Source organism: Mesorhizobium sp. WSM3859 (assembly GCF_002295065.1).
Taxonomy (GTDB): Bacteria; Pseudomonadota; Alphaproteobacteria; order Rhizobiales; family Rhizobiaceae; genus Mesorhizobium.
On record NZ_NSGG01000002.1, the window covers coordinates 531866 to 557542 of the forward strand.

26 protein-coding genes are annotated in these 25677 nt (G+C 64.1%); 13 read left to right on the forward strand and 13 right to left on the reverse strand.

What is annotated here, in order from left to right; all coding sequences use genetic code 11:
• The first annotated feature begins 124 nt into the window (after positions 1–124).
• From thrC to CK230_RS06365, 4 genes are read left to right on the forward strand one after another with little or no spacing between them, the layout of a single operon-like run.
• Positions 125–1522 (forward strand): threonine synthase, encoded by a 1398-nt coding sequence (gene thrC / locus CK230_RS06350; protein WP_095816463.1) that lies wholly within the window; start codon positions 125–127, stop codon positions 1520–1522.
• A 14-nt stretch (positions 1523–1536) separates the two neighbouring features.
• Positions 1537–2829, forward strand: coding sequence for a pitrilysin family protein (locus CK230_RS06355; RefSeq protein WP_095816302.1), 1293 nt, complete (start codon positions 1537–1539; stop codon positions 2827–2829).
• A gap of 16 nt (positions 2830–2845) precedes the next feature.
• The gene (locus CK230_RS06360; RefSeq protein WP_095816303.1) at positions 2846–3442 is read left to right on the forward strand and encodes a GNAT family protein; all 597 of its coding nucleotides are present in this window, start codon (positions 2846–2848) and stop codon (positions 3440–3442) included.
• 44 nt (positions 3443–3486) lie between these two features.
• Positions 3487–6333, forward strand: coding sequence for an EAL domain-containing protein (locus tag CK230_RS06365; protein ID WP_095816304.1), 2847 nt, complete (start codon positions 3487–3489; stop codon positions 6331–6333).
• Between the two features lie 249 nt (positions 6334–6582).
• On the opposite strand, the gene CK230_RS06370 is transcribed toward CK230_RS06365, so the two are convergent.
• Complete coding sequence (locus CK230_RS06370; RefSeq protein WP_095816305.1) at positions 6583–7191, reverse strand: YqgE/AlgH family protein; 609 nt, start codon at positions 7189–7191, stop codon at positions 6583–6585.
• Between the two features lie 126 nt (positions 7192–7317).
• Between CK230_RS06370 and CK230_RS06375 the strand changes: the two genes are divergently transcribed.
• The 3 genes from CK230_RS06375 (at position 7318) to CK230_RS06385 (ending at position 9291) form a co-directional block, all read left to right on the forward strand.
• Complete coding sequence (locus CK230_RS06375; protein ID WP_095816306.1) at positions 7318–8124, forward strand: protein-disulfide reductase DsbD domain-containing protein; 807 nt, start codon at positions 7318–7320, stop codon at positions 8122–8124.
• Positions 8125–8209: 85 nt separating this feature from the next.
• Positions 8210–8692, forward strand: a complete 483-nt coding sequence (locus CK230_RS06380; RefSeq protein WP_095816464.1) for a peroxiredoxin — start codon at positions 8210–8212, stop codon at positions 8690–8692.
• Between the two features lie 122 nt (positions 8693–8814).
• Entirely contained in the window at positions 8815–9291 is a 477-nt protein-coding gene (locus tag CK230_RS06385) for a DUF2938 domain-containing protein (protein ID WP_095816307.1), read from the forward strand.
• A gap of 214 nt (positions 9292–9505) precedes the next feature.
• Here CK230_RS06385 and rnhA read toward each other — a convergent pair whose 3' ends face one another.
• The 11 genes from rnhA to coxB all read right to left on the reverse strand — a co-directional run bounded on the left by rnhA (position 9506) and on the right by coxB (position 18593).
• Positions 9506–10036: a ribonuclease HI gene (gene rnhA, locus CK230_RS06395; protein ID WP_095816308.1), complete on the reverse strand. Its 531-nt coding sequence runs from the start codon at positions 10034–10036 to the stop codon at positions 9506–9508.
• Positions 10033–10995 (reverse strand): homoserine kinase, encoded by a 963-nt coding sequence (locus CK230_RS06400; RefSeq protein WP_095816309.1) that lies wholly within the window; start codon positions 10993–10995, stop codon positions 10033–10035. The genes rnhA and CK230_RS06400 overlap by 4 nt, the downstream gene beginning before the upstream one ends.
• 6 nt (positions 10996–11001) lie before the next feature.
• The gene (gene ispH, locus CK230_RS06405; protein WP_095816310.1) at positions 11002–12006 is read right to left on the reverse strand and encodes a 4-hydroxy-3-methylbut-2-enyl diphosphate reductase; all 1005 of its coding nucleotides are present in this window, start codon (positions 12004–12006) and stop codon (positions 11002–11004) included.
• A gap of 76 nt (positions 12007–12082) precedes the next feature.
• Positions 12083–12838, reverse strand: coding sequence for an SURF1 family protein (locus CK230_RS06410; RefSeq protein ID WP_176480025.1), 756 nt, complete (start codon positions 12836–12838; stop codon positions 12083–12085).
• Positions 12835–13221 (reverse strand): DUF983 domain-containing protein, encoded by a 387-nt coding sequence (locus CK230_RS06415; RefSeq protein WP_095816311.1) that lies wholly within the window; start codon positions 13219–13221, stop codon positions 12835–12837. The genes CK230_RS06410 and CK230_RS06415 overlap by 4 nt, the downstream gene beginning before the upstream one ends.
• Positions 13222–13305: 84 nt before the next feature.
• Entirely contained in the window at positions 13306–14187 is an 882-nt protein-coding gene (locus CK230_RS06420) for a cytochrome c oxidase subunit 3 (protein ID WP_095816312.1), read from the reverse strand.
• Position 14188: 1 nt separating this feature from the next.
• Positions 14189–14818 carry a cytochrome c oxidase assembly protein gene (locus CK230_RS06425; RefSeq protein ID WP_095816313.1) on the reverse strand — a complete coding sequence of 210 codons (630 nt, stop codon included), beginning with the start codon at positions 14816–14818 and terminating at the stop codon, positions 14189–14191.
• Entirely contained in the window at positions 14818–15009 is a 192-nt protein-coding gene (locus CK230_RS06430) for a hypothetical protein (RefSeq protein ID WP_095816314.1), read from the reverse strand. The genes CK230_RS06425 and CK230_RS06430 overlap by 1 nt, the downstream gene beginning before the upstream one ends.
• On the reverse strand, positions 15006–15950 hold the full coding sequence (locus CK230_RS06435; RefSeq protein WP_095816315.1) for a heme o synthase: 945 nt from the start codon (positions 15948–15950) through the stop codon (positions 15006–15008). Before CK230_RS06435 ends, CK230_RS06430 begins: the two co-directional genes overlap by 4 nt.
• 70 nt (positions 15951–16020) lie before the next feature.
• Positions 16021–17670 (reverse strand): cytochrome c oxidase subunit I, encoded by a 1650-nt coding sequence (ctaD, locus tag CK230_RS06440; RefSeq protein ID WP_095816316.1) that lies wholly within the window; start codon positions 17668–17670, stop codon positions 16021–16023.
• Positions 17671–17708: 38 nt separating this feature from the next.
• Positions 17709–18593 (reverse strand): cytochrome c oxidase subunit II, encoded by an 885-nt coding sequence (gene coxB, locus CK230_RS06445; RefSeq protein ID WP_095816317.1) that lies wholly within the window; start codon positions 18591–18593, stop codon positions 17709–17711.
• A gap of 327 nt (positions 18594–18920) precedes the next feature.
• Between coxB and CK230_RS06450 the strand changes: the two genes are divergently transcribed.
• The 6 genes from CK230_RS06450 (at position 18921) to CK230_RS06475 (ending at position 23142) form a co-directional block, all read left to right on the forward strand.
• A complete protein-coding gene (locus CK230_RS06450; RefSeq protein WP_095816318.1) occupies positions 18921–19460 on the forward strand; it encodes an invasion associated locus B family protein in 540 nt (179 codons plus the stop codon).
• Positions 19461–19532: 72 nt separating this feature from the next.
• A complete protein-coding gene (locus tag CK230_RS06455; RefSeq protein ID WP_095816319.1) occupies positions 19533–20000 on the forward strand; it encodes a YbjN domain-containing protein in 468 nt (155 codons plus the stop codon).
• Between the two features lie 99 nt (positions 20001–20099).
• On the forward strand, positions 20100–21512 hold the full coding sequence (tldD, locus tag CK230_RS06460; protein ID WP_095816320.1) for a metalloprotease TldD: 1413 nt from the start codon (positions 20100–20102) through the stop codon (positions 21510–21512).
• A gap of 73 nt (positions 21513–21585) precedes the next feature.
• On the forward strand, positions 21586–21861 hold the full coding sequence (locus CK230_RS06465) for an AbrB/MazE/SpoVT family DNA-binding domain-containing protein (protein WP_095816321.1): 276 nt from the start codon (positions 21586–21588) through the stop codon (positions 21859–21861).
• Positions 21848–22237 carry a type II toxin-antitoxin system VapC family toxin gene (locus tag CK230_RS06470; protein ID WP_095816322.1) on the forward strand — a complete coding sequence of 130 codons (390 nt, stop codon included), beginning with the start codon at positions 21848–21850 and terminating at the stop codon, positions 22235–22237. Before CK230_RS06465 ends, CK230_RS06470 begins: the two co-directional genes overlap by 14 nt.
• A 347-nt stretch (positions 22238–22584) precedes the next feature.
• A complete protein-coding gene (locus tag CK230_RS06475) occupies positions 22585–23142 on the forward strand; it encodes a transglutaminase-like cysteine peptidase (RefSeq protein WP_348629135.1) in 558 nt (185 codons plus the stop codon).
• A gap of 131 nt (positions 23143–23273) precedes the next feature.
• Here CK230_RS06475 and CK230_RS06480 read toward each other — a convergent pair whose 3' ends face one another.
• Positions 23274–25589 carry a caspase domain-containing protein gene (locus tag CK230_RS06480; RefSeq protein ID WP_095816324.1) on the reverse strand — a complete coding sequence of 772 codons (2316 nt, stop codon included), beginning with the start codon at positions 25587–25589 and terminating at the stop codon, positions 23274–23276.
• Positions 25590–25677: the final 88 nt, after the last annotated feature.

The window sequence follows — 25677 nt, forward strand, 5'->3', positions numbered from 1 at the left end:
CTGCACTTCCCTCTCACAAAGCCGGTGACGTATAGCAACGGCGCGGCAAAAATGCGACTGAGCCGGCTCGGAAAATTAACCAATTGCCGTGGATGACGCGACCGGCAGCAATGGGCCTTTGACGATGCAATATGTGAGTACCCGCGGCGATGCGCCCGCGCTTGGATTTTCAGACGCGGTGCTGGCTGGCCTGGCGCGCGACGGCGGGCTTTACGTGCCCAGCGAATGGCCGCGGTTTTCGGCCGCCGATATCCGCGCCATGCGCGGGCTTGCCTATCCCGATCTTGCCATCCGCGTGCTGACGCCCTTCCTCGGCGGCGATATCCCGGCGCCCGTCTTCGAGCGGCTGGTGCGCGAGGCCTACGCGACTTTCCGGCATGAGGCTGTCTGCCCGCTGGTGCAGACCGGAAAAAACACCTTCATCCTCGAGCTGTTCCACGGCCCCACGCTCGCCTTCAAGGACGTGGCGATGCAGTTGCTGGCGCGGCTGATGGATTACGTGCTTTCCGAGCGCGGCCAGCGCGCCACCATCGTCGGCGCGACCTCGGGCGACACCGGGGGCGCTGCGATCGACGCCTTCGCCGGCCGCGACCGTACCGACATCTTCATCCTTTTCCCGCATGGCAAGGTCTCACCGGTGCAGCAGCGCCAGATGACGACGTCAAGCGCGGCAAACGTCCACGCGCTGTCGGTCGAAGGCAATTTCGACGACTGCCAGGGCCTGGTGAAGGACATGTTCAACGACCACGCCTTCCGCGACAGGGTGTCGCTGTCGGGCGTGAATTCGATCAACTGGGCCCGCATCATGGCCCAGATCGTCTATTATTTCTCGTCCGCCGTGTCGCTCGGCGCGCCGGACCGGCCGGTGTCCTTCACGGTGCCAACCGGCAATTTCGGCGACATTTTCGCCGGTTACGCCGCCAAGCGCATGGGCCTGCCGATCGAGCGGCTGATCATCGCCACCAACGATAACGACATCCTGGCGCGCACGCTGGCGAGCGGCGAATACCGCACCAAGGGCGTGTTCGCCACGACGTCGCCGTCAATGGACATCCAGGTGTCGTCGAATTTCGAGCGCCTGCTGTTCGAGGCGGCCGGCCGCGATGCCGGGACGGTCAGGCGCTACATGAACGGGCTGAAGCAGTCCGGCGCCTTCACCATCGAGGAAGGCGAGCTCCAGCTTATCCGCGCGGAGTTCGACGCCGGCCGCGCCACGGTGGACGAGATCGCAGCCACCATCCGCGCGACGCTCGAGAAAAGCAACTACCTGCTCGACCCGCACACGGCCGCCGCCGTTCATGTCGCAGCCGCCCACGCCTCCGGTCCGGTGCCCATGGTGGTGCTCGGCACCGCGCATCCGGCGAAATTCCCGGCAGCGGTCGAGGCCGCGAGCGGCGTCACCCCTGCCCTGCCCGCATGGCTAGGCGGCTTGATGACAGCCGACGAAAAATACACGATACTTCCCTCCGACTTGAAAATGGTGGAAGATTACGTGAACCGCCACTCGCGGGCGGCGCGTTAGGGAGTACTTGCCATATGGGTGTTGAGGTAAGCCGTCTGTCGAACGGCCTGACAGTCGCCACCGAAACCCTTCCAAGCATCGAATCGGTTGCCCTAGGGGCCTGGGTGAAGTCCGGCGCCCGCAACGAGCGTGACGAAGAGCATGGCATGGCCCATCTGCTCGAGCACATGGCGTTCAAGGGCACGAAGCGCCGCAGCGCCTTCGAGATCGCCTCGGAAATCGAGAATGTCGGCGGCGAGATCAACGCCGCCACCAGCGTCGAGACGACATCCTACTATGCCAGGGTGCTTTCAGACGACGTGCCGCTGGCGGTCGATATCCTGGCCGACATCCTGCAGGAATCCGAATTCGATCCCGACGAACTCGAGCGCGAGCAGCATGTGATCCTGCAGGAGATCGGCGCCGCCCACGACACGCCCGACGACATCGTCTTCGACCGCTTCACCGAAACCGCCTTCCGGCATCAGACCATCGGCCGTTCGATCCTGGGCACGCCGGAGACGGTCAAATCCTTCACCTCCAGCCAGTTGCACGAGTTCATCGGGCGGCAATATGACGCCGAGCGCATGGTCCTCGTGGCGGCCGGCGACATCAAGCACGACAATTTCGTGCGCGAGGTCGAGAAGCGGCTCGGCGGCTTCCGCGCCAAGGCGGCGGGCAATATCCCGCAATACGCGCAATATGTCGGCGGCGACTTCCGCGAGGACCGCGACCTGATGGATGCGCAGATCGTGCTCGGCTTCGAGGGCCGCGCCTATCATGTGCGCGACTTCTACGCCTCGCAGGTGCTGTCGATGATCCTGGGCGGCGGCATGTCGTCGAGGCTGTTCCAGGAAGTGCGCGAGAAGCGCGGCCTCTGTTACTCGGTCTATGCCTTCCACTGGGGTTTTTCCGACACCGGCATCTTCGGCGTGCATGCCGCGACCGGGCAGAGCGACATCGCCAAGCTGGTGCCGGTAATCATCGACGAATTGCAGAAGGCCGGCCAGAGCATCCATCAGGAAGAGCTCGACCGGGCGCGCGCGCAATATCGCGCCGGCCTCATCATGTCGGCCGAAAGCCCGGCCAGCCGCGCCTCCCAGATCGCCAGGCAGATGCTGTTGTTCGGACGGCCGATCGCCAAGGAGGAATTGATGGAGCGGCTGTCGGCGCTGACCGTCGAGCGGCTGACCGACCTTTCCTCGCGGCTGTTCTCGACCAAGCCGACGCTTACCGCGGTCGGCCCCGTGGGCACGCTTGCACCCTACGAGGCGATCCTGGAATCGCTTGCGGGTCCGCAGACGACAGCCCGCCGGCTCGCCGTCTAGCCTCCGTTCCAGAGCCGTGTTCGCGCTCCCTTTCTTTCGCCGCGACCTGCCGGCACTGAAGGGCGAAAAGGTCACGCTGCGCGTGCCTCTGACCAACGACTACCGCGAATGGTCGACCTTGCGCGGCGAAAGCCGCGCCTTCCTCGAGCCTTGGGAGCCGCGCTGGCAGCCGGACGAGCTCGACCGCACCGCCTGGCGGTTGCGCATCAGCCGCTACCGCGAGGACTACGCGCAGGGCACGGCCATCGCCTTCTTCATCTTCGAAAAATCGAGCGGCAAGCTTGCCGGCGGCATCACGCTCGGCAACATCCGCCACGGCGTCGCGCAGAGCGGCCATATCGGCTACTGGATCGGCGAACGTTTCGGCAGCCGGGGCCTGATGACCGAGGCGGTCAAGCTGGTGTCGCGCTTTGCCTTCGATACGCTGAGGTTGCACCGGATCGAGGCTGCCTGTATTCCCGAAAACGCCCGGTCGATCCGCGTGCTTGAAAAAGCCGGATTCCGGCGCGAAGGACTTTTGCGATCCTATCTCAGGATCAACGGCGTCTGGCAGGATCACTACCTCTACGCCCGGATCGCGGACGATCCGCCGGGTGAGGGAACGAAGGGCTGAATGTGACGAATTTTTCGCGATTAGCGTCGCTGTTCGCCCTCATCATGACGGTCGTGGTCACGCTTTTCTCGGCGATGCCGGCTTTCGCCGTCGAGCCCATCAAGATCGCGCGCGACGACAAGGCGCTGGACCTTTCCGGCGCCGTGGAAATATACCGGAACCAGGGCGAGAACTTCCAGGTCTCGACCGCGCCGGGCCCTGACGGCATCGTGCGGCGCATCGAGGTGGAGGCCAATGACGCGCGCTCCAGCGGCGACTGGGCCGTCTTCGCGCTGGCAAACACCACCGACCAGCAGCTCGACCGGCTGATCGTCGCACCGCATTTCCGCCTGGTGAACTCCGGCATCTTCTGGCCCGACCTCGGCTCGACGCGCATCGCCGCGATCACGCCCAGCGAGGGCTTCGCGCTCGACCGCCAGACAAGCCCGGACGCCGACGTGTTCCGCGTGACGCTGAACCCAGGAACGGTGGTGACGTTCATCGCCGAGCTCGCCTCGCCGAAGCTGCCGCAGGTCTATTTGTGGGATCCGGATTCCTACAAGGACTCGGTCAATTCCTACACGCTGTTCCGCGGCATCGTCATAGGCATCTCGGGCCTTCTGGCGCTGTTCCTGACGATCCTGTTCGTGGTCAAGGGGACCTCGATGTTTCCGGCGACGGCGGCGCTCGCCTGGGCGGTGCTGGCTTATATCTGCGTCGATTTCGGCTTCCTCAACAAGATCATAGAGATATCGCCCGGCAACGAGCAGATCTGGCGGGCCGGAACGGAGGTGGCGCTTGCCGGAACCTTCGTGGTGTTCCTGTTCGCCTATCTCAACCTCAACCGGTGGCATGGCCATTTCAGCTATGGCGCCCTGGTCTGGATCCTCGGACTGCTTCTGATCGCGGGCGTCGCCATCGTCGATCCTGCGGTCGCCGCCGGCATCGCCCGCATCTCTTTCGCCGCCACCGCGCTCACCGGCCTCGGCCTCATCATCTTCCTCGGCATCCGCGGCTATGACCGGGCCATCATGCTGGTGCCGAGCTGGGTGATGGTGCTGCTCTGGCTATGCGGCTCGTGGATGGCGATCACCGGCATGCTCGACAACGACATCGCCCAGCCGGCGCTGGGCGGTGGGCTGATCCTGATCATCCTGCTCATCGGCTTCACGGTCATGCAGCATGCCTTTGCCGGCGGCGGGGCGCATCAGGGCCTGTTCTCCGATCTCGAGCGCCAGGCGCTGGCGGTGGCCGGCTCGGGCGACATCGTCTGGGACTGGGACGTGCTGCGCGATCGCGTGGTGACCAAGCCGGACATCAGCCTGCAGCTCGGCCTGGCGCCCAACAGCCTTGGGGGCGCCGCCCGCAACTGGCTGCCGGTGCTGCATGCCGACGATCGCGACACATTCCGCACCACGCTCGACGTGGTGCTGGAGCACCGCCGCGGCAAGGTGGCGCAGAATTTCCGGCTGCGCGGCGCCGACGGCCATTATCACTGGTTCTCGCTGCGCGCCCGCCCGGTGATCGGCTCCGACGGCGAGGTGATCCGCTGCGTCGGCACCATGGTCGACGTCACCGAGCAGAAGAAATCCGAGGAGAGGCTGCTGCACGACGCCGTGCACGACAACCTGACCGGCCTGCCGAACCGCGAATTGTTCATGAACCGGCTGGAGGTGATCATCTCGATCGCCCGCACCGAGGACAAGGTGCGCCCGACGGTCTTCATCATCGATATCGACCGCTTCAAGCAGGTCAATGACGGTCTGGGCATTTCCGCCGGCGACACGATTCTGCTCACCGTCGCGCGCCGGCTGCACCGGCTGTTGAAGCCGAAGGATTCGCTGTCGCGCTTTGCCGGCGACCAGTTCGCGCTGATGCTGCTTTCGGAGCAGGACCCTGCCCGCATCGCGGCAATTGCCGACGCCATCAAGCACGCGATCAACAACCCGATCACCTTCGCCAAGCGCGAGATCGTGCTCACCGCCTCGATCGGCCTGATCACCTGGACGACGGCGCAGACTTCCGCCGAGGATATGGTCAAGGACGCCGAGCTTGCCATGCACCAGGCCAAGCGTTTCGGCGGCGACAGGATCGAGCCGTTCCGGCCTGCCTTCCGCACCGTCGGCACCGACCGGCTGCAATTCGAATCCGACCTTCGCCGCGCCATCGAGCGGCGCGAGTTCACGCTTGCCTACCAGCCGATCGTGCGGCTGGAGGACGGCAGCGTCGCCGGCTTCGAGGCGCTGCTGAGATGGGACCATCCGCGCCGCGGCATGATCCCGCCGGGAGACTTCATCCCGGTGGCCGAGAATTGCGGGCTGATCGTCCAGCTCGGCCTGTTCGCCATGCAGCAGGCGGCCGAGGACCTTGCCTCCTGGCAGAAGCAGATCGGCGACGCGCCGCTGTCGGTTTCGGTCAACCTCTCCAGCCGCCAGCTGATCCGCCGCGATCTGGTCAGCGACGTCCGCTCCGTCATCGCGCGCGCCAACCTCAAGCCGCGTTGCTTCCGGCTCGAGCTCACCGAATCGCTGGTGATGGACAATCCCGAGCAGACCGCGCATGTGCTGACCAAGCTGAAGCAGCTCGGCATCGGGCTGTCGCTCGACGATTTCGGCACCGGCTATTCCTCGCTCTCCTATCTGACGCGCTTTCCCTTCGACACGATCAAGATCGACAAAAGCTTTGTCGACGACGCGACGCCGAAACGGGCCGTGCTGCTCAAATCCATGGTCAACATGGCGCATGAGCTCGGCCTATCGGTGGTCGCCGAAGGCATCTCGGATGAGAGCGATGCGCTGGAGCTGCGCCAGATGGGCTGCGAATATGTTCAGAGCTTCATGTTCGGCGCGCCGATGCCCGGCGACCAGGTGCTGAAGACGCTGAGGGAGCAGTATCCGCTGACCCAGGCTTAGAGGCCGTTTCGCTTCGGCGATTGGCGCGCCTCTCGATTCGTCATCCTAGGGCGGAGCAAGGAGCGAAGCGACGCGCGCAGACCCTAGGATCCATGCCGTGACGCTAAGGCGTTGAAAACGTGCAGAATTCTGCGCCGTTGCACCTACGGTCGATGTAACGGAATGGATCCTAGGGTCTTCGCGACGGAGCTACGCTCCTGCTTCGCCCTAGGATGACGAAGTCGCGGGCGTTCGCGCTAATCGCGAGCGTCAAGCGTGGCCGGCAGCCGCGCTCAAATGCGCCAAGTCGATGCCAATCGAGGCCAGGATACGGTCGTATTTGCGCTCGATGTCGGCGTCGAACAGAAGCTCCTGCGTCGCCGGACAGGTGAGCCAGCCATTCTCGGCGATCTCGGTCTCGAGCTGGCCGGCGCCCCAGCCGGAATAGCCGAGCGCCATCAGCGCATGGCGCGGGCCGCGGCCGGTGGAGATGGCGCGCAGGATGTCGACCGTCGCGGTCAGGCAGATGTCGTCGGAAACGTCGAGCGAGGATTCCACGCGATAGTCGCCGGAATGCAGCACGAAGCCGCGGCTGCGGTCGACCGGCCCGCCATTGCGCACGACGAAATCGCGCGTATGCGCCGGCAGCCGGATCGCTTCCTGCTCGTTCATGATTCCGAGCTGCACGAGCAGGTCCGGAAACAGCATCTGCTGCGTCTGGTTGATGATCAGCCCCATCGCGCCCTCGTCGCTGTGGGCGCAGATGTAGATCACGGAGCGCGCGAAGCGGTCGTCCTTCATGCCAGGCATGGCAATCAGGAACTGGTCGTCGAGGAAGCCGCGTCCGGCGGCCGCCTTCTTGTGGCGCAGCAAGTCCATGGGTTGAGCGTAACGCGTTTCGGCAGCGCCGAAAAGATGGTGTCAGTCCCCGATGTAACGCAAATATGATACCGGGAGAACGATGAGGCCATTGCGCGGCCAAGAACGGACGGTCAAATCACCGCCATGCGATACATGAAGATACTGGTTCTCGGCGTCGTTTTGGGGTGGGCTGCAAGCCTCCCGGCCGAGGCCTCTTCCTCGATCTGGTACAACTCGGAGGGCGGCAAGGTCCGGCTGGTGACCACCGGCAAGCCCGACGAGGCCGGAAAGATCCACGGCGTGCTCGACATAGCGCTGAAGCCCGGCTGGAAGACCTATTGGCGCGATCCGGGCGATGCCGGCGTGCCGCCGCAGCTCGACATATCCGGCAGCACCAACATCGCCGACGCCCAATTGTCTTTCCCGCCGCCGCAGCGTCATGACGACGGCTACGGCAAATGGTCCGGCTATGATCGTCCGGTGTCGCTGCCGGTGACCTTTACGGTGTCTTCACCCGGCCAACCAGCGACCATCGACGCCCATGTCTTCCTCGGCATTTGCGAGACGATCTGCATTCCGGTGCAGACCCGGCTCAGCGTCGATCCCGCGTCCGATCCGGACAACGCGACCGACGCGGCATTGGTCAAAACCGCGCTTGCGACGCTGCCCTCCCCGGCCCGGCCCGATTTCGGCATCAACGTGCTGCCCGGCGATCACGAAACCCTTGTCGTCCAAGCGCAGTCGCCCGGCGATCCGGAATCCGTCGACTTCTTCATCGCCGGCGAGCGCGACTACATGTTCGGCGCGCCGGTGCGCAGCGAGAAGGACGGCAAGCTCGTCTTCACCGTGCCGATCCTCGACCGGCCATCGGCCACGCCGACCGATGGCGGGCTCTATTACACGCTGACCAGCGCCGAGGGCTCGGTGGACGGGTTGCTGCCTTTCCCTTGATCCAGGCTTAGCGCAATGGTTGCGGGAAGCCATCCGGTCCGATATCCAAGGCATCGATCTTCCCCATCTCGCAAGCGAGGACCCCATGACCATTTCGGTTGGCGAAAAACTGCCCGCATCGAGCTTCAAGGTGATGACTGCCGACGGCGCCAAGCCGATCACCGGCGATGAGATCTTCGCCGGCAAGAAGGTGGTGCTGTTCGGCGTCCCCGGCGCCTTCACGCCGACCTGCAGCAGCAACCACCTGCCTGGTTATCTCGAGAACCATGACGCCATCCTGGCGCGCGGCGTCGACACGATCGCGGTCGTTTCGGTCAACGACGTCCACGTCATGGGCGCCTGGGCGCACTTCACCGGCGGCGAAGGCAAGATCCTCTACCTCGCCGACGGCAGCGGCGATTTCGCCAAGTCGGTCGGCCTCGACAACGATCTTTCCGCGGCTGGCATGGGCCTGCGTTCGAAGCGTTTTTCGATGATCGTCGACGACGGCAAGGTCACCGCGATCAACGTCGAAACCAAGCCGGGCGTCGACGAGAGCGGCGCGGCGAAAATCCTCGAGCAGCTCTAGATCAGGATGACGTTTTCGTTGACCCGCCATCCTGATCTCACTCTTTGTTGGAGCATGATCTTGTCCGCAAACCGGTTCCCACTTTTTGCGTGCGCTGACCTCCGGTTCGGGATCATGCTCTGATGCTCGACACCATCTGGCGCGCGGTGGCGATCGGCATCGGCGCCACGGTGTTCATGGATATCTGGGCGATCATTCTCAACAAGGCGATCGGCCAGCCCTTGCCCAACTGGGGCATGGTCGGACGCTGGGTTCGGCATCTGCCCGAAAAAGTGTTCCACGACGATATCGGCAAGGCCGCGCCCTATGCGCATGAAAAAGCGCTCGGCTGGGCGTTCCACTACCTCGTCGGCATCGTTTACGGCGTGGTCCTGGTCGTGCTCGCCGGCGCAGGCTGGCTGGCGGCTCCGACCTTCCTGCCGGCCTTCATCCTCGGCATCGTCACCGTCGGAGCCGGCTGGTTCCTGCTGGCGCCAGGCATGGGCGCCGGCTGGGCGGCGTCGAAACTGCCCAATCCGATGAAGGTGCGCGCGCTGAACCTCGTGGCGCACACGGTGTTCGCGCTCGGGATGTTCTCGACGGCGCTGCTGATTCGGTGAAGCGGAAAAGAGGGGCAGCTCCCAGTCACGAGCTAACAGGCGTTCGGCGTCGCTGCCGCCAACTTCCTCTGAGTCTCTTTTCGGAGGGCGTGGAAATCCAAAGGTTCTGGTTTCCCGCTCGCCTTGCCCTCATCCCAGAGCCGCTGCAGCCGGCGCACGTCTTCTTGATTCAGTTCGCGCCTACCTGCCCAACCTGCCAACGGTGCGCGCATCCTCAGTAGCTCTGTGTAGAGCGCCGGGGCGCGCGTTTGCCGGTTGGAGCGGCTTCCTCCCGCGTTGCCGCAACCGGCGCAGGCCTTGCCAGCTTCGGCTTGAACGGCGCCATGCCTTGCCGGGCCAGTTCGTCGGCGCGTTCGTTTTCCGGATGGCCGGCGTGGCCCTTCACCCAGTACCAGGTCACCTTGTGGCGCCGGTTGGCCTCGTCGAGCGCCTGCCAGAGCTCGCCATTCTTGACCGGCTTCCTGTCGCCGGTCTTCCAGCCGTTCTTCTTCCAGCCATGGATCCATTTGGAGATGCCGTCCATGACGTATTTGCTGTCGGTGTAGAGATCGACGGCGCAAGGCTCCTTCAGCGCGTTGAGCGCGGTGATGGCGGCAAGCAGTTCCATGCGGTTGTTGGTGGTCTCGGCCTCGCCGCCGGACAGTTCCTTGGTGACGCCGTTGTAGCGCAGCACGGCGCCCCAGCCGCCCGGCCCGGGATTGCCCGAGCAGGCGCCGTCGGTGAAGATCTCGATCTTTTTGTTCATGTCAGCCCGTATTCGGATGGCGACTTGATCGCGCGGTGGAAGCGCATGCGGCGGATATATTCGGTCGGGTCGCGCTTCATCACTAGCCCGCCATCCGGAATGGTCAGCCAGTCATAGAGGCGGGTCAGCATGAAGCGCAGCGCCGAGCCGCGCGCCAGCATCGGCATAGCCGCCTTCTCGTCGCTGCCAAGCGGCCGCACCGACTGATAGCCGGAGAGCAGCGCCGTCCCCTTGGTCAGGTTGAAGGAAAAATCCTTCTCGAAGCACCAGGCGTTGAGGCAGGTGGCGACGTCGTAGGCGTATAAGTCATCGCAGGCGAAATAGAAGTCGATCAGCCCGGACAGCTTCTCGCCGAGGAAGAAGACATTGTCGGGGAACAGGTCGGCGTGAATGATGCCCTGCGGCAGGCTGGTCGGCCAGTGGCGCTCGAAATCGGCGAAGTCGGCATCGACCTCGGCCGCCAGGCCCGGCTCGACTTCGTCGGCGCGGTCGCGCGATGCCGCCCAGAGCTTGCGCCAGCCATCGATCGCCAGCGCATTCGGCCTTCTCAACTGAAAATCCTGGCCGGCGATATGGAGGCTGGCGAGCGCCTTGCCGACTTCCGCGCAATGGGCGGCGGCCGGCCGCCTGAGCGACAGGCCTTCGAGGAAGGTGATGATGACGGCCGGACGGCCGGCGAGCGCGCCGATGACGGTGCCGTCATGCGCCGTGACCGGCAGCGGGCAGGAAATGCCCTTCCTGGCGAGATGGCCCATGAGGCCGAGAAAGAATGGCAGGTCGGCCTTGTCGACGCGCTTCTCGTAAAGCGTCAGGATGTAGGAGCCGGTCGAGGCGTGGACCAGGAAGTTGGAATTCTCGGTGCCCTCGGCGATGCCCTTGTAGGAGAGCAGTTCTCCCACCGGATAGGCTTTGAGGAACGCGGTCAGCTCGCCTTCGTTGACGTCGGTGTAGACGGCCATGCTGTTTCACGCCGCTCCGTTGACGAAGGCCATGTCGGCCGCCGTCAGTTCGACATCGCGCAGCACCCGCATCACCGGAAAATCCTCCGTTTCCGTGGCCGTGATGGCCAGGTCGATGGTGACGTCGAAGCGCTGCCGGAACGCGTCGATGATCTCGTCGACGATGATCTCCGGCGCCGAGGCGCCGGCCGACAGGCCGAGCGTCCTGATCCCGGCGATCTCATCCCACGGAATCTCGGCGGCGCGCTGCACGAGAAGCGACATTGTTGCACCCGCCCGCTCCGCCACTTCGACAAGGCGGCGCGAGTTGGACGAATTGGGCGCGCCGACGATGAGGAAAAGATCAGCGCCGGCGGCCGTCTCCTTGACCGCTTCCTGGCGGTTGGTGGTGGCATAGCAGATCGATTCGGCCGCGGCCGCGTGCAGCTCGGGAAACCGCTCCTGGAGGGCCCGGATGATGCCGGCGGTGTCCTCGACCGACAAGGTCGTCTGGGTGACGAAGCCCAGCGCCGAAGCGTCGACCGGCACGAAGCGCGCCGCATCGGCCTCGGTCTCGATCAGCGTCACGGCGCCTTCCGGCAATTGGCCCATCGTGCCGATCACCTCCGGATGCCCGGCATGGCCGATCAGAAGCACATGGCGGCCGAGCCGCTGGTGGCGCATCGCCTGCTTGTGCACTTTGGAGACGAGCGGGCAGGTGGCGTCGAGGTAGAAGAGATTGCGCGCCTCGGCATCCGCAGGCACCGATTTCGGCACGCCATGCGCGGAAAAGACCACCGGCGACTGGCGATGCTGCGGCGGGATCTCGGACAATTCCTCGATGAAGACGGCGCCGAGGCTCTGCAGCCCTTCGACGACGTAGCGATTGTGCACGATCTCGTGGCGGACATAGACCGGCGCGCCGTATTTCTTCAGCGCCAGCACGACGATCTGGATGGCGCGGTCGACGCCGGCGCAGAAGCCGCGCGGCTGGCAGAGCCTGATCGTCAGCGGTGGCTTTTTCTCAATCATGAATTCTGGCCGGTTAAGTCGTAGTGCTGGACGCGAAATGAGGTGCGCACCCCTGCCCTGTCAAGAGCGATGGCGCTCACCCTTCCTTAGTCGGTCGGCGAAGCCTGAGGATCAGCACGGCGGCGAGAGCCGCAGCCAAGCCATACCAGGTGACCGCATATTGCAGGTGATTGTTGGGCAGGTCGATGATGGTGACGCCGCCGACCGGCAGGCCGCCGGGATTCGGCGTCTTGTCGGCATCGATGAAGAACGGCACGAGCACGAAGCCTGCCGGCAACCCGGCTGTGGCGGCCATCACGTCGCGGTCCTTCCAGTAGAAGATGTTCTTGGCGACATCATTGTCGGGAAGCATCATCGACGGTTTTCCCGGCAGCGGATTGCGCGCAAGCCCGGTCACCGTCACCTTGCCGGCGACCTCGCCCTGTTGGCGCCTGGCCGGATCCTTGAGGTCATACGGGACGAAGCCGCGGTTGACGAGCACGAAGCGGCCGTCGTCGAGCTGCAGGGGCGTGTAGACGTTGAAGCCGCTGTCGCCTTCCCAGGTCGAAAAGAAATGCCGCTCGCCCTGGTGCAGGAAGGTGCCGGTCACCGTCACCGGGGTGTAATCGACATCGTGGGAAGCGGCGAATTCTCTCTCGACGTCGGCCAGCGGCAACGGTGCGGAATGCGTCCGCTTGTCGATGGTCGCGAGCAGGTCTTCCTTCCAGTGCAGGCGCTGGACCTGCCAGGTGCCGAGCCCGATCAGGATGGCGAACAGGACAAGGCCGAGGCCGAGGAGCAACGCCGAACGCGGCCGCGAACGGCCGGCCGCCGAACCGGTCGCCTCGGTCATTCGTGGGATTCCAGCCTGCCCTCGGAGGCCTTTTTCGAGTACTGCAAAGTGATCAGCACGCCCTTGATCAGGCGCAGCGCCGTCAGGCAGAGCACCAGCGCCAGCGGTATCCACAGGATGAAGTGCAGCCAGAGCGGTGGGCTGAGCGTCACCTCCATCCAGAGCGCGAGGCCGACGACGACGAAGCCGATGATCAGGATGACGAACACCGCCGGCCCATCGCCGGCATCGGCGAAGGAATAGTCGAGCCCGCAATTGTAGCAGCGCTTGCCGACGGTGAGGAAACCGGAGAACAGCTTGCCTTCGCCGCAACGCGGGCAGCGGCCATGCAGGCCCGCCGAGATCGGGTCGATGGGCGGCCAGATCGCCTTATCTTCGCTCATACCGGCACCGTAGACCCTTTCGCCCCAAAAAATAAGGCGGCCACGTCGCCGCAGCCGCCCTTTGGGAATTGCAAAGCCGTCAGCTCAGTGGCCTTCGATCAGCGCGCCGTTCGACGCCCAGACATAGACCGCGCTGAACAGGAACAGCCAGACCACATCGACGAAGTGCCAGTACCAGGCGGCCGCCTCGAAGCCGAAATGCTGCTTCGGCGTGAAGTCGCCCCGTATCGCGCGCACCAGGCAGACCAGCAGGAAGATGGTGCCGATGATGACGTGGAAGCCGTGGAAGCCGGTCGCCATGAAGAAGGTGGCGCCGTAGATCGATTCCTTGAACGCGAATGGCGCGTGCATGTACTCGTAAGCCTGCACCATGGTGAACAGCATGCCGAGGCCGACGGTCAGCACCAGGCCGTTGATCAGGCCCTTGCGATCGCCATGCAGCAGCGCGTGATGCGCCCAGGTCACCGTCGTGCCCGACAGCAGAAGGATGATGGTGTTGTAGAGCGGCAGGTGGAAGGGGTCGAGGACCTCCATGCCCTTCGGCGGCCATACGCCGCCGGTGAAGGCGGTGCGGGCATACTGGTTTGCCTCGCCGGGGAACAGGCTGGCGTCAAAGAAGGCCCAGAACCAGGCGACGAAGAACATCACCTCGGAGGCGATGAACATGATCATGCCGTAGCGCAGATGCAGCGACACCACGCGCGTGTGGTAGCCCTCATGCGCTTCCTTGATGGTGTCCGACCACCAGGCGAACATCGTGTAGAGCACGATGATCATGCCGATGAAGAACAGCCACGGATTGGCGATGTTGTGACCGAAGACCGGGAAGTTGCCGCCCTTCAGATATTGCATCAGGCAGACGCCGCCGATGGCGGAGACCAGTGCGCCGACCGAACCCAGGAATGGCCAGGGGCTCGGGTTGACGAGATGGTAGTCGTGGTGTGGTTTTGCGTGCGCGTCTGCCATATCAACCCCCGAGGCTTGCTTCGGTATCGGAAACTTTGTTGGTGCTGTTGCCGGCGGCCGGCGTGGACGAGGCGACCGGCTGTTTCTTTTCGACCGGGAACATCGTGTAGGACAGGGTGATGGTCTTCAAGTCCTTGAGTTCCGGCACGTTGACGATGTCCGGATCGACATAGAACACGACCGGCATGTCCAGCGTCTCGCCGGGCTTCAGCGTCGTGTCGGTGAAGCAGAAGCACTCCACCTTGTTGAAATAGGCGCCGGCCATTTCCGGCTGCACGTTGAACGAAGCGCGGCCGGTGATGGGGCGGTCGAACTTGTTGGTGGCGCTGTAATGCGCCTGCGTCGTCTCGCCTATCTTGATCGTCACCGAGCGGGCTACCGGCTCGAACTGCCACGGAATGCCGTTGGTATTGGCATCGAAACGGATGGTGATGTCACGGTCGAGCACGCGGCCGGCATATTGCTTCTCGGCGCGCTGCGTGGTGCCGCCATAGCCGGTGACCTGGCAGAACATCTTGTAGAGCGGCACGGCAGCGTAGGCCATGCCGACCATGCCGGTGAAAAAGGCAAGGCAGACGGCGGCGACGATGCCGTTGTTCAGCTTGCGGGACTTGCTCAGCTCGCCCCCCATCAGCCGCCTCCCAACAGGCCCGAGCCGGTCAGGCTGGCGCCATGGTGGCCGAAGCGCACGATGGTGGCGGCATAGAAGATGACGACCAATGCCGCCAGCGCGACAGCGATGGCGATGGACCGGTTGCGGCGCGCCTTCTGCTGGCGTTCGGTCAACGTGACCAGTTCGAGTTTCTTGTCGGCCACGGTCATGCTCCCCCCATCATGAGGGCGCGCCCGACCACACAGTCGACGAGATAGGCGGCGAAGATGGCGAAGAGATAAAGCAGCGAGTAGCCGAACAGCGCCTTGGCCGGCTTCATCGCGCGATCGTCGTCGGCCATGCCAAGCACTTTCCAGGCATACCAGACGAAGCCCGCGCCAAGGGCGGCCGAGACGACGCCATAGCCGGCCGTGGTGTAACCGAGCGCCCAGGGCAGCACGCCGACCGGCGCCAGGATCAGCGCATAGGCGAAGATTTGCCGGCGGGTCGAGGCATGGCCGGCGACATTCGGCATCATCGGGATGCCGGCGCGGGCGTAGTCGTCGGACTTGAACAGCGCCAGCGCCCAGAAATGCGGCGGCGTCCACAGGAAGATGATCAGGAACAGGATCACGCTTTCGAGGCTGACCGAGCCGGTCACGGCGGCCCAGCCGATCACCGGCGGAATGGCGCCTGCAGCGCCGCCGATGACGATGTTCTGCGGCGTCCAGCGCTTCAGCCACATGGTGTAGACGACGGCGTAGAAGAAGATGGTGAAGGCAAGAAGCGATGCCGACAGCCAGTTGACCAGCACGCCGAGCGTCATAACCGACAGCACCGACAGCACCAGGCCGAAGGTCAGCGCCTCGCCCGGCGTGACGCGGCCGGCCGGCACCGGGCGGCCGGCGGTCCTGGTCATCACGGCGTCGATGTCGGCGTCGTACCACATGTTGAGCGCTCCGGAAGCGCCCGCGCCGATGGCGATAGCCAGGATGGCGATCATCGCCAGCAGCGGATTGATGGCGACCGGGGCCGCGACAAGGCCGACAAAGGCCGTGAAGACCACCAGCGACATGACGCGCGGCTTCAGCAGGGCGAAGTAATCGCCTGCTGTCGCTTCCGATATGCGAAAGCCCGCGTCCTTCATCACTCTGTGGTCGGCAAGGGCCATGCGTACTTAAAGTCCATCATTCCGTTGGCCAAGACCGCCGGCTGTCCGGCGGTCTCGTAATAGGGTTGCCTTACTTGATCTTCGGCAGCTGTTCCCACTGGTGGAACGGCGGCGGCGAAGGCAGCTGCCATTCGAGCGTGGTGGCACCCTCGCCCCACGGGTTGGCGCCCGCGACGCGCTTCTTCTGGAAGGCCTCGAACACGCCGTAGAGGAAGATCGCGACACCGACGGCCGCGATGTAGGAGCCGTAGGACGACACCATGTTCCAGCCCGCGAACGCGTCCGGATAGTCGACGGTTCGGCGCGGCATGCCGGCGAGGCCGAGGAAGTGCTGCGGGAAGAAGATCAGGTTGACGCCGACGAAGGTGACCCAGAAATGGGTGTTGGCGATCACCGGCGAGTACATGTAGCCGGTCATCTTCGGGAACCAGTAGTACCAGCCAGCGAAGATGGCGAACACCGCGCCCAGCGACAGCACGTAGTGGAAGTGGGCGATCACGAAATAGGTGTCATGCAGCGAGCGGTCGAGGCCGGCATTGGCCAGCTGAACGCCGGTGACGCCACCGATGGTGAACAGGAAGATGAAGCCCAGGGCCCACAGCATCGGCGGCTTGAAGGAGATCGAGCCGCCCCACATGGTGGCGATCCAGGAGAAGATCTTCACGCCGGTCGGCACCGCGATGACCATGGTGGCGAACACGAAGTAACGCTGCGTGTCGAGCGACAGGCCGGTCGTGTACATGTGGTGCGCCCAGACGATGAAGCCGACGGCGCCGATCGCGACCATGGCGTAGGCCATGCCGAGATAACCGAAAACAGGCTTCTTCGAGAAGGTCGAGACGATGTGGCTGACGATGCCGAAGCCCGGCAGGATCAGGATGTACACTTCGGGATGGCCGAAGAACCAGAACAGGTGCTGAAAGAGCAGCGGGTCACCGCCCTGATCCGGCACGAAGAAGGCGGTGCCGAAATTGCGGTCGGTGAGCAGCATGGTGATGCCGCCAGCCAGGACCGGCAGCGAGAGCAGGAGCAGGAAGGCGGTGATCAGCACCGCCCAGGCAAACAGCGGCATCTTGTGCAGCGTCATGCCGGGAGCGCGCATGTTGAAGATGGTGGTGATGAAGTTGATGGCGCCGAGGATCGACGACGCGCCGGCGATGTGAATCGACAGGATCGCCAGATCCATCGCGGGCCCGGGCTGACCGGAGGTCGAGAGCGGCGGGTAGATCGTCCAGCCGCCGCCGACGCCAAAAGCGCCTGGCGCGCTCGGCACGAACATCGAGGAGAGCAGCAGGATGAAGGCCGGCGGCAGCAGCCAGAATGAGATGTTGTTCATGCGCGGGAACGCCATGTCCGGCGCGCCGATCATGATCGGCACCATCCAGTTGGCGAAGCCGCCGATCAGGGCCGGCATGACCATGAAGAAGATCATGATCAGGCCGTGCGCGGCGCCGAAGGCATTGTACATGCTCTTGCCGCCGTCGATGGCGGCGTCGCCCTGCATGCCGTAGACCATCTGCGCCAGACCGCTGAAGATCTGGATGCCCGGCTCCTGCAGCTCCATGCGGATGGCGACCGAGAGCGCGCCGCCGATAATGCCGGCCATGATCGCGAAGATCAGGTAGAGCGTGCCGATGTCCTTGTGGTTGGTCGAGTAGACCCAGCGGACCCAGCCATGCGGCCTATGGTCGCCGTGATCGTGAGCTGCAGCCTCTGCCATGTTCCGCTCCGTTCCCTAAATCTTGCTAACCCGCGGCATCAGTTGCCGGCGGCCGCTATCTTGTTGGTACCATCGATCTCGGCCATCAGCGCCTTGTTGGCGGCGGGCACGTCGGTCTTGGCCGTCTCCAGCCAGGTCTTGAACTGCGCATCGGAGACGACGCGAACCGCGATCGGCATGAAGGCGTGGTCCTTGCCGCACAGCTGCGAGCACTGGCCATAGTAGAGGCCTTCCTTGTCCGCCTTGAACCAGGTCTCGTTGGTGCGGCCGGGAACGGCGTCCATCTTGATGCCAAAGGACGGCACGGCGAAGGAGTGGATGACGTCGGTCGCGGTGATCAGCACGCGGGTCGTGGTGTTGACCGGGACGACCAGCTCGTTGTCGACAGCGAGCAGGCGCGGATAGAGGGCGCGATCTTCCTTGCCGGCCTTGGCGCGGTCGGCATCCTGGAGAACCGCCGAATTGAAGGAGAAGCTCTTGTCGACCTGGTACTCGTAGTCCCAGTTCCACTGGTTGCCGGTCGCCTTGACGGTGAGCTTGGCTTCTTCCGGCGGCGTGTACTGCGCGGTGAGCAGCTGGAAGGAGGGAATGGCGATGAGCAAGAGCACGATTACCGGCCCGACCGTCCAGATCACCTCGATCAGCGTGTTGTGGCTGGTCTTGGACGGGACCGGATTGGCGCTGGCGCGGAAGCGCAGGATGCAAACCAGCAGCAGCACCAGCACGAGAACGGTGATCGGCACGATGAACCACATCGTGTAGTTCCCGAACCGTTCGATCTGCCGCATCATGTCGGTCGCCGGCGCCTGGAAGGTCATTTCCCATTCCCGCGGCTGGTCGGCATGGGCCGTCGCACTGGAGAAGAGCACGGCCGAAGCTGCCGCACCTGCCAAGAATTTAGCGCTTGCCAGGAATTTCCTCATCGCCCTCTCGTCTCCCACTTCCCGCGATCTTGTCGCACCAATAACGGACGATGCCGGGATTGGGAATCCCGGTCTGTCCCTGGGTGGTTCAAACCATACTCTTTTTCCCTCCGCAAGAAAGGAGCGGAGGAAACCGTGCGGCATTTTTGCGCGCAACCCGAAGGCCGTGTTCGGCGCTCGCCACGCTATATGCGCAACGGCCCCAATTCGGGCGAATTTGCTTTGGAAAAGCACGCAATTGCCGGTATCGGGGCGCACCGGCAACGGTCTCGTCCTTTACTTGGCCCGGGCGCAGCTTAAAGTGCCGTGATTCGCAATGGAGCCGTCATGACTTCCTGGCTTTCGAGAACCTTGGCGAAGGTCGTTCTTGCCGTCGCCTTGCTCGGCGTCGGCATAGCCGTTGGCGCCGCCGCCGCGCCGAACAACGCCACGCCGCCCAGCGGCACGGTGAAGTCGACGCATGGCGCATGGTCGATCATCTGCGATACGCCGGCGGGCGCGACCTCCGAGCAATGCGTGATGATGCAGAACGTCGTCGCCGAGGATCGTCCTGAAATGGGGCTTTCGGTCGTGGTGCTGCGCACCGCCGACAACAAGGCCGAGATCCTGCGCGTGCTGGCGCCGCTCGGCGTCCTGCTGCCCAACGGCCTCGGTCTCAATGTCGACGGCAAGGATATCGGCCGCGCCTATTTCGTGCGCTGCTTCCAGGACGGCTGCTATGCCGAGGTGATCCTCGAAAAGCCGCTGCTCGACACGTTGAAGAGCGGCACCTCGGCCACCTTCATCGTCTTCCAGACGCCGGAAGAAGGCATCGGCATCCCCGTCGACCTCAAGGGCTTTGCGGAAGGCTTCGCCGCCCTACCTTGATCTTCTTGCCCATGCGCCGCTGCCGACGCTGAGGTCCGGCGGCGAACGCGCGTCTGGCGGCCAGGAGGTTCAATGCGCGCTCCGTTATCCATTCACGTTACCGGTCTGGCGTTGGCCGGCGCGGTTTCGGCTGCTTCGGCCGAGGATGCCGAAATCCTGCAGACGTCGGACCCTGCGACGGTCCTCGATATAGCCAAGGGCTTCGGCTCGGCCAGGATGGACAAGGACGACAATGGCGACCCCATGATTTCCGGCCGCGTCGAAGGCGTCAAATACGTGATCTACTTCTACGGCTGCGAAGACCACGAGAACTGCAAGTCGCTGCAGTTCTCAGCCGGCTACACCGATCCGCTGACCGCCGACCAGGCCAATGCCTGGAACGCAAAATACCGCTGGGTGAAGGCCTATTCGGGCGACGGCTCGAATTTCAAGATGGATGTCAGCTTCGCCGGCGGCATCACCAGGGCCAATCTGGAGGAGCAGTTCTCGAACTGGAACGCGATGGCCGGCAACATCAAGGACTTCGTCAACGGCAAGTGACGGTGTCACAATCGCCGGCTTCATCTCGTTGGCGATTGTGCGACGGCAGCTTCGCGCCTACATCCGTTGCACGATTTTGTTTCCACGAATGGATTTGCCATGAACAGCCTGATCGGCCAATTCGATATTTCCGACGATCGCGTCAAGGAGATCGTCACCGAGACCATCAAGGGCGCCGACGACGGCGAGCTGTTCCTCGAATATAGCGAGAGCGAGGCGCTGATGTTCGACAATGGCCGGCTGAAGACGGCCAATTTCAACACCGACCAGGGGTTCGGCCTGCGCGCCGTGGCCGGCGAGGCCACCGGCTATGCGCATTCCAGCGACCTTTCCGAAGCCTCGCTGCTGCGCGCGGCCGATGCCGTCTCGGCGGTCAAGGGTGGCTATTCCGGCACGCTCGCCGGCGCGCCCGCCCGCACCAACCGCCATCTCTATGGCGACGAGAACCCAATCCCCTCGCCTTCCTTCGAGGCCAAAGCCAAGCTCTTGCAGGAGATCGACGGCTGGCTGCGGGCGAAGGATCCGCGCGTGCGCCAGGTGACGGCCTCGCTCGCGGCCTCATGGCAGCATGTCGAGATCGTGCGCGGCGATGGCCAGATCGTACGCGACATCCGTCCGCTGGTCCGCATCAACGTATCAGTCGTGGTCGGCAGCGGCGACCGGCAGGAGAGCGGCTCCTACGGCATGGGTGGTCGCAAGAGCTTCGGCGAGTTCGTCAGCGAGGAAAGCTGGAAGCATGCGGCAAGCGAGGCGCTCCGGCAGGCGCTGGTCAATCTCGAGGCGGTAACAGCTCCCGCCGGCACGTTCGACATCGTGCTGTCCAGCGGCTGGCCGGGCGTGATGCTGCATGAAGCGGTCGGCCACGGCCTGGAGGGCGATTTCAACCGCAAGAAGACATCGGCCTTCGCCGGCCTCATGGGCCAACAGGTGGCGGCGAAGGGCGTCACCGTGGTCGACGACGGGACCATCCCCGAGCGGCGCGGCTCGCTCACGGTCGACGACGAAGGAACGCCTTCGGCGCGCAACGTCTTGATTGAGGACGGCAAGCTGGTCGGCTACATGCAGGACCGCCAGAATGCCCGGCTGATGGGCATGGACGCGACCGGCAACGGTCGCCGCGAGGGCTATGCGCACCAGCCGATGCCGCGCATGACCAACACCTACATGACCTCCGGCGACATGGAGCCGGAAGAGATCATCGCCTCCGTCAAGAACGGCATCTACGCCGTTTCTTTCGGCGGCGGCCAGGTCGACATCACATCGGGCAAATTCGTGTTCGGCTGCACCGAGGCCTACATGATCGAGAACGGCAAGGTGACGCAGCCGATCAAGGGCGCGATGCTGATCGGCAACGGTCCGGATGCCATGCACCGCGTCAGCATGATCGGCAACGACATGAAGCTCGACAACGGCATCGGCATGTGCGGCAAGGCCGGACAGGGCGTGCCGGTCGGCGTCGGCCAGCCGCATCTCAGGATGAACCAGATGACGGTGGGCGGCACCAGGGTTTGAGGCCTGAGCCGATGTGGCTTGAATTCGGCTCTCACGCCATCTATCTTACCTTTGTCTTACATAGGTAAGTGGCATGTCCGCTTCTGAAAAGCTCATGATCACCGTCTCGACCAAGGGGCAGGTGATTCTGCCCAGTGCCATCCGGAAACGGAGAGAGTGGAGCGCTGGAACGCGGCTTGAAGTTCAGGAAACGCCGGAAGGCGTGCTTTTGAAGCTGGCGCCCGCATTCGCGGCGACGCAGCCGAAAGAGGTGTTCGGCTCCCTGCCGTCCCGCGGCGCGCCGAAGACACTGGAAGAAATGGACGCGGGCGTGCTCGCCGAAGCACGGCGGCGCCATGCTCGCGATTGATACGAATGTTATCGTTCGCTACCTGACGAACGACCACCCCGAACAATCGGAGCGCGCCCGGCGGTTGATCGACGGTCAACAGGTCTTTGCCCCCGTCACGGTGATCCTGCAAACCGAGTGGGTGCTGCGCAGCGCCTATGGCTATGGCCAGGCTGATATCGTCCGGGCGCTACGGAAGTTCGGCGGGCTTCCTACGGTCGAGATCGAAGACGCCCCTGTTGTCGCTTCAGCGCTCGATCTGGTCGAGGCGGGCGTTGATTTCGCGGATGCGCTGCATCTGGGGAAATCAGCCGATTGCACAGGCTTCGTAACCTTTGACCGCAATTTCGTAAAAGCTGCAAGGGCGGCTGGGTTCGAGAATGTGCGAGAGGCATGAGCTTGGATTGTCAGGGTTTGGCCGCGATGGGCTTCCATTAGCATTCGCGGTGCCCGCCTTCGTCCAGCGCATCCTTTCGGGCACGGGCTGACGGATGATTTTTTTCACCTGCCCCATCTGCACCTTGAACTGAACACAATCGTGTTAGGACATTATTAATTGTTTAATTGGCCGGGCTGACGCTTGCGCGTTAGCCTGCCGCCAGTCTCCTCGTTGCGGTGGTGTTGGCAGTGAAGCGATCCCCTTGCGTCCCGACCTCTTCCTTCCTGTTTGGCCTTGTTTCGTTGATTGGTGTTTCATCCGTCTGTGTCAGCCCGGCGGCGGCGCAGTCAACGCTGTTCAAGCTAATGTCGACGCAACCTACCGCCGGTGCGAGTTCCGCCACGGTCGGCGCAAGCACCAGCGTCCCTTATGGCTGGCTCGATTTCTGTCATCGCCGGCCGAAAGAGTGCAAGGTGCACGCCTTGCCGGCCGCGAGTGTCAAGCTGACGGCGCAAAACATGCGTTCCCTCCAGCGGGTCAACCAGAAGGCCAACCGCTCCATCAAGCCCGTCAGCAATTACGACCACTGGGGCACGATGATGGACCACTGGGACTATCCGACGGACGGCAAGGGCGACTGCAAGATCTACGCGCTCTACAAGCGCAAGCTTCTCCAGGAGGCGGGATTCCCCCGGCAGGCACTGCTGATGACGGTGGTGCGCGACTTGAGCGGCGAGGGCCATACCATCCTGACGGTGAAGACCGACAAGGGCGATCTCGTGCTCGACAATCTGGTCGACGAGATCCGGCCCTGGAACGCGACCGGCTATTATTTCGTGAAGCGGCAGTCGCAGCAGAACCCGAACATCTGGGTTTCGCTCAACCGGCGCGGCGGCACGGCGAAACGACTATCGCCGAATTGATAGACCGACATTGCTTGCTCGGCCGGTCTCCGGCGGATTGACACGCTGCGGACCCGCGACCGCCCGATCCGCGGATGGGCAGGGAAGCCCGGCTCATCAATTGAAAAGCTGCCGTCCCGCCTGCGACAAGCCTATTGCTTGCAGGGCGGCTCGCCCGGAAGACCGCAGCTCGGCTTCTTGTTTCCCTGCTGCGGCTGCGGCTTGGGCTGCCGCACCAGACGCTTCTCCTGCGGCTGGACCTGGAACTTCGGCTGCGCTTGGAATTCGGGCTTTTCCTGTCTGGACAGCACCTGCGTGTTCGGCTTGTTGACCTTGAAATTGCGCTGGACATCGACCTCGCCGCCGGCCGGTTCACCGCCCAGCTTGCGGAACTTCTTGCCCTTGTCGTTGCCGAAGCCTGCGCCCTGCCCGTTTGGAACCAGGGTTTCGCCGGCAAGGTCCTTGCGCGTGAGCCGCCTCGGTTTGCCGCCATTCTGATCGGACAGGCTCGTCGGATTGTTCTTCCCAAGCTTGTCCTGCACCGCCGGCTTATTCGTGACAGGCACACCGTTGACGCTGGGCAGCTTGCGGAATTTGCCCTTGCCGGTCTGCCCCTCGGCGCCCTGACCGGTGACGATTTCACCCTGCTTGCCGAGCGTCTTCAGGCGGCTGTCCGCCGCTGCCGGCTTGCCGTTGACGAGCGGGAGCGGCTTGCCGTTCGCGAGCGGAACCGTCTTGCCATTCACGAGCGGAACCGTCTTGCCCTTCGCGAGGGGGAGCGGCTTGCCGTTAACGAGCGGCAGTGTCTTGCCGTTGGCTCCCGGCAAGGCATGCTCGGTCGCAAGCTTCTTCGAAAAGGGCGTTTCCAGGGGCGCCACCAGGCCGGGCTGCTTGTCTTGCTTAAGCGCAGCCTTCTTTTGCAGAAGCGGCGGCACCTTGGTGGCCAGGGCGGCGGCGCCCAGCCCAACCGCGCCGGCGGTCAGCTTCTGGCCGGTGGTCAGGCCACCGCCCTGCCCCGCCTGGTTGTTCTCGTTGATCACCGTGTTGTTGATGATCGTGGTGTTGTGGATGTTGTTGAAGATGATGTTGTCTGGCGGCGGCACGATGCTGCGCGGCGGGTTGACCCACACGGGTACCGGCACGAAAACCGGCACCGGTAGAACAAAAACCTCGACCGGCGGCCGTGGCGGCAGCAGCACGATGAAATCCGGCGGTGGTGGCGGCAGGAAGATCACCGCCACCGGCGGCGGCGGATCGAAATCGAAATCGGGGTCGTCGAAATAGAGGACCGGACGGTCGACATAGATAATTTCCTCCGGCGGCGGCGGCGGCACGTCATAGACGATGATGGAGAAGCTCGGCGGCGGCTCGAGCTCGGCGTCGAAATGCTCGAGCCGGCGGCGCGCGTCCCAAGCGTGCGGCCCGTGCGGATAGCGCTCGAGGTAAGACCAGTAGGCCTCGGGCGTGTCGCGCATCCAGGTCTGGCGCCAGGTGATCGCCTCGCGCCGCGCCGCGATGATGGCGCGCACGCGCTTGGCCATCGGGTCGTGCGGATAGGCGACGAGGAAATCCTCGTAGCCGCGCATCGTGTCGCGGTCGAGGGCCGCGACGTAGGCGTCGTGAGCGTCGAAGTCGCGGATCTCCCGCGTGCGGTCGGCCTGGGATTCCGCTTCGGAAACCTTCGGCGCCGGCGCATCCGGCGCGCGGTCGAAGAAGACGAAGGGCGCGTCGATCTTCGAGGCGTTCCACGGCACCTGCGCGCCTTGGGTGACCTCGTTGACGCGCAGGCGGGTGCGGTCGAACACATCCTCGAGCGACAGGCCGCCATCGCGCATCATCTCGGCGAGCGCCTGGGCGTAGGCCCCGTACGGCCCTTTGCCTTCCGGTGCGGCCGTGCCCGGCGCGGCGTTGAAGGCGATCAGCATGTTCGGGTCGGGATCGACCAGCGCGAGACCGCCGGCCAGCGGCTGGTCCGATTCGGGAAAATCATTCGGCCGCGCCGCGTCGAGCACGACGATGTTGACCTTGTTCGGCAGGGCGGCGAGCGGCCTCGTAAGATCGGAGACCCGCACGGCCTGGATCGGCAGGTCGGCCGGATTGGCGATCTTGGCGTCGACCGGCAGGAAATAGTTCTCGCCCTCAAACTGCGCGCCGTGGCCGGCCAGGTAGACGAAGACGACCGCGTCGGGACCGGCGGCCGAAACCTTGGCCAGGAAATCGCGATAGGCGCCGCGCAGCGATTCCTGGTCGACATCGCGGGCGCCGACCACGTCGAAGCCGGCCGCCTGCAACGTCTGCGCGATCAGTCCGGCGTCGTTGGCCGGCGTTGCCAGTTCGCCCGATGGATAGGCGGCATTGCCGATGACGAAGGCCAGGCGCTTTTCACCTTGCGCGAGCGCGCCGGTCGCCGAGACGGCGACGAGGATGATGAGGACAAGCGAAGCGAGGAGTTTCTGGAGCGTGCGCATTTCAGGCCACCCTGGATAAAAGCAACCAACGCTGACAGGGCCCTTCCTCTTCCCCCAGCGATTGCGAACTAGATCTACGCAAAGAGGC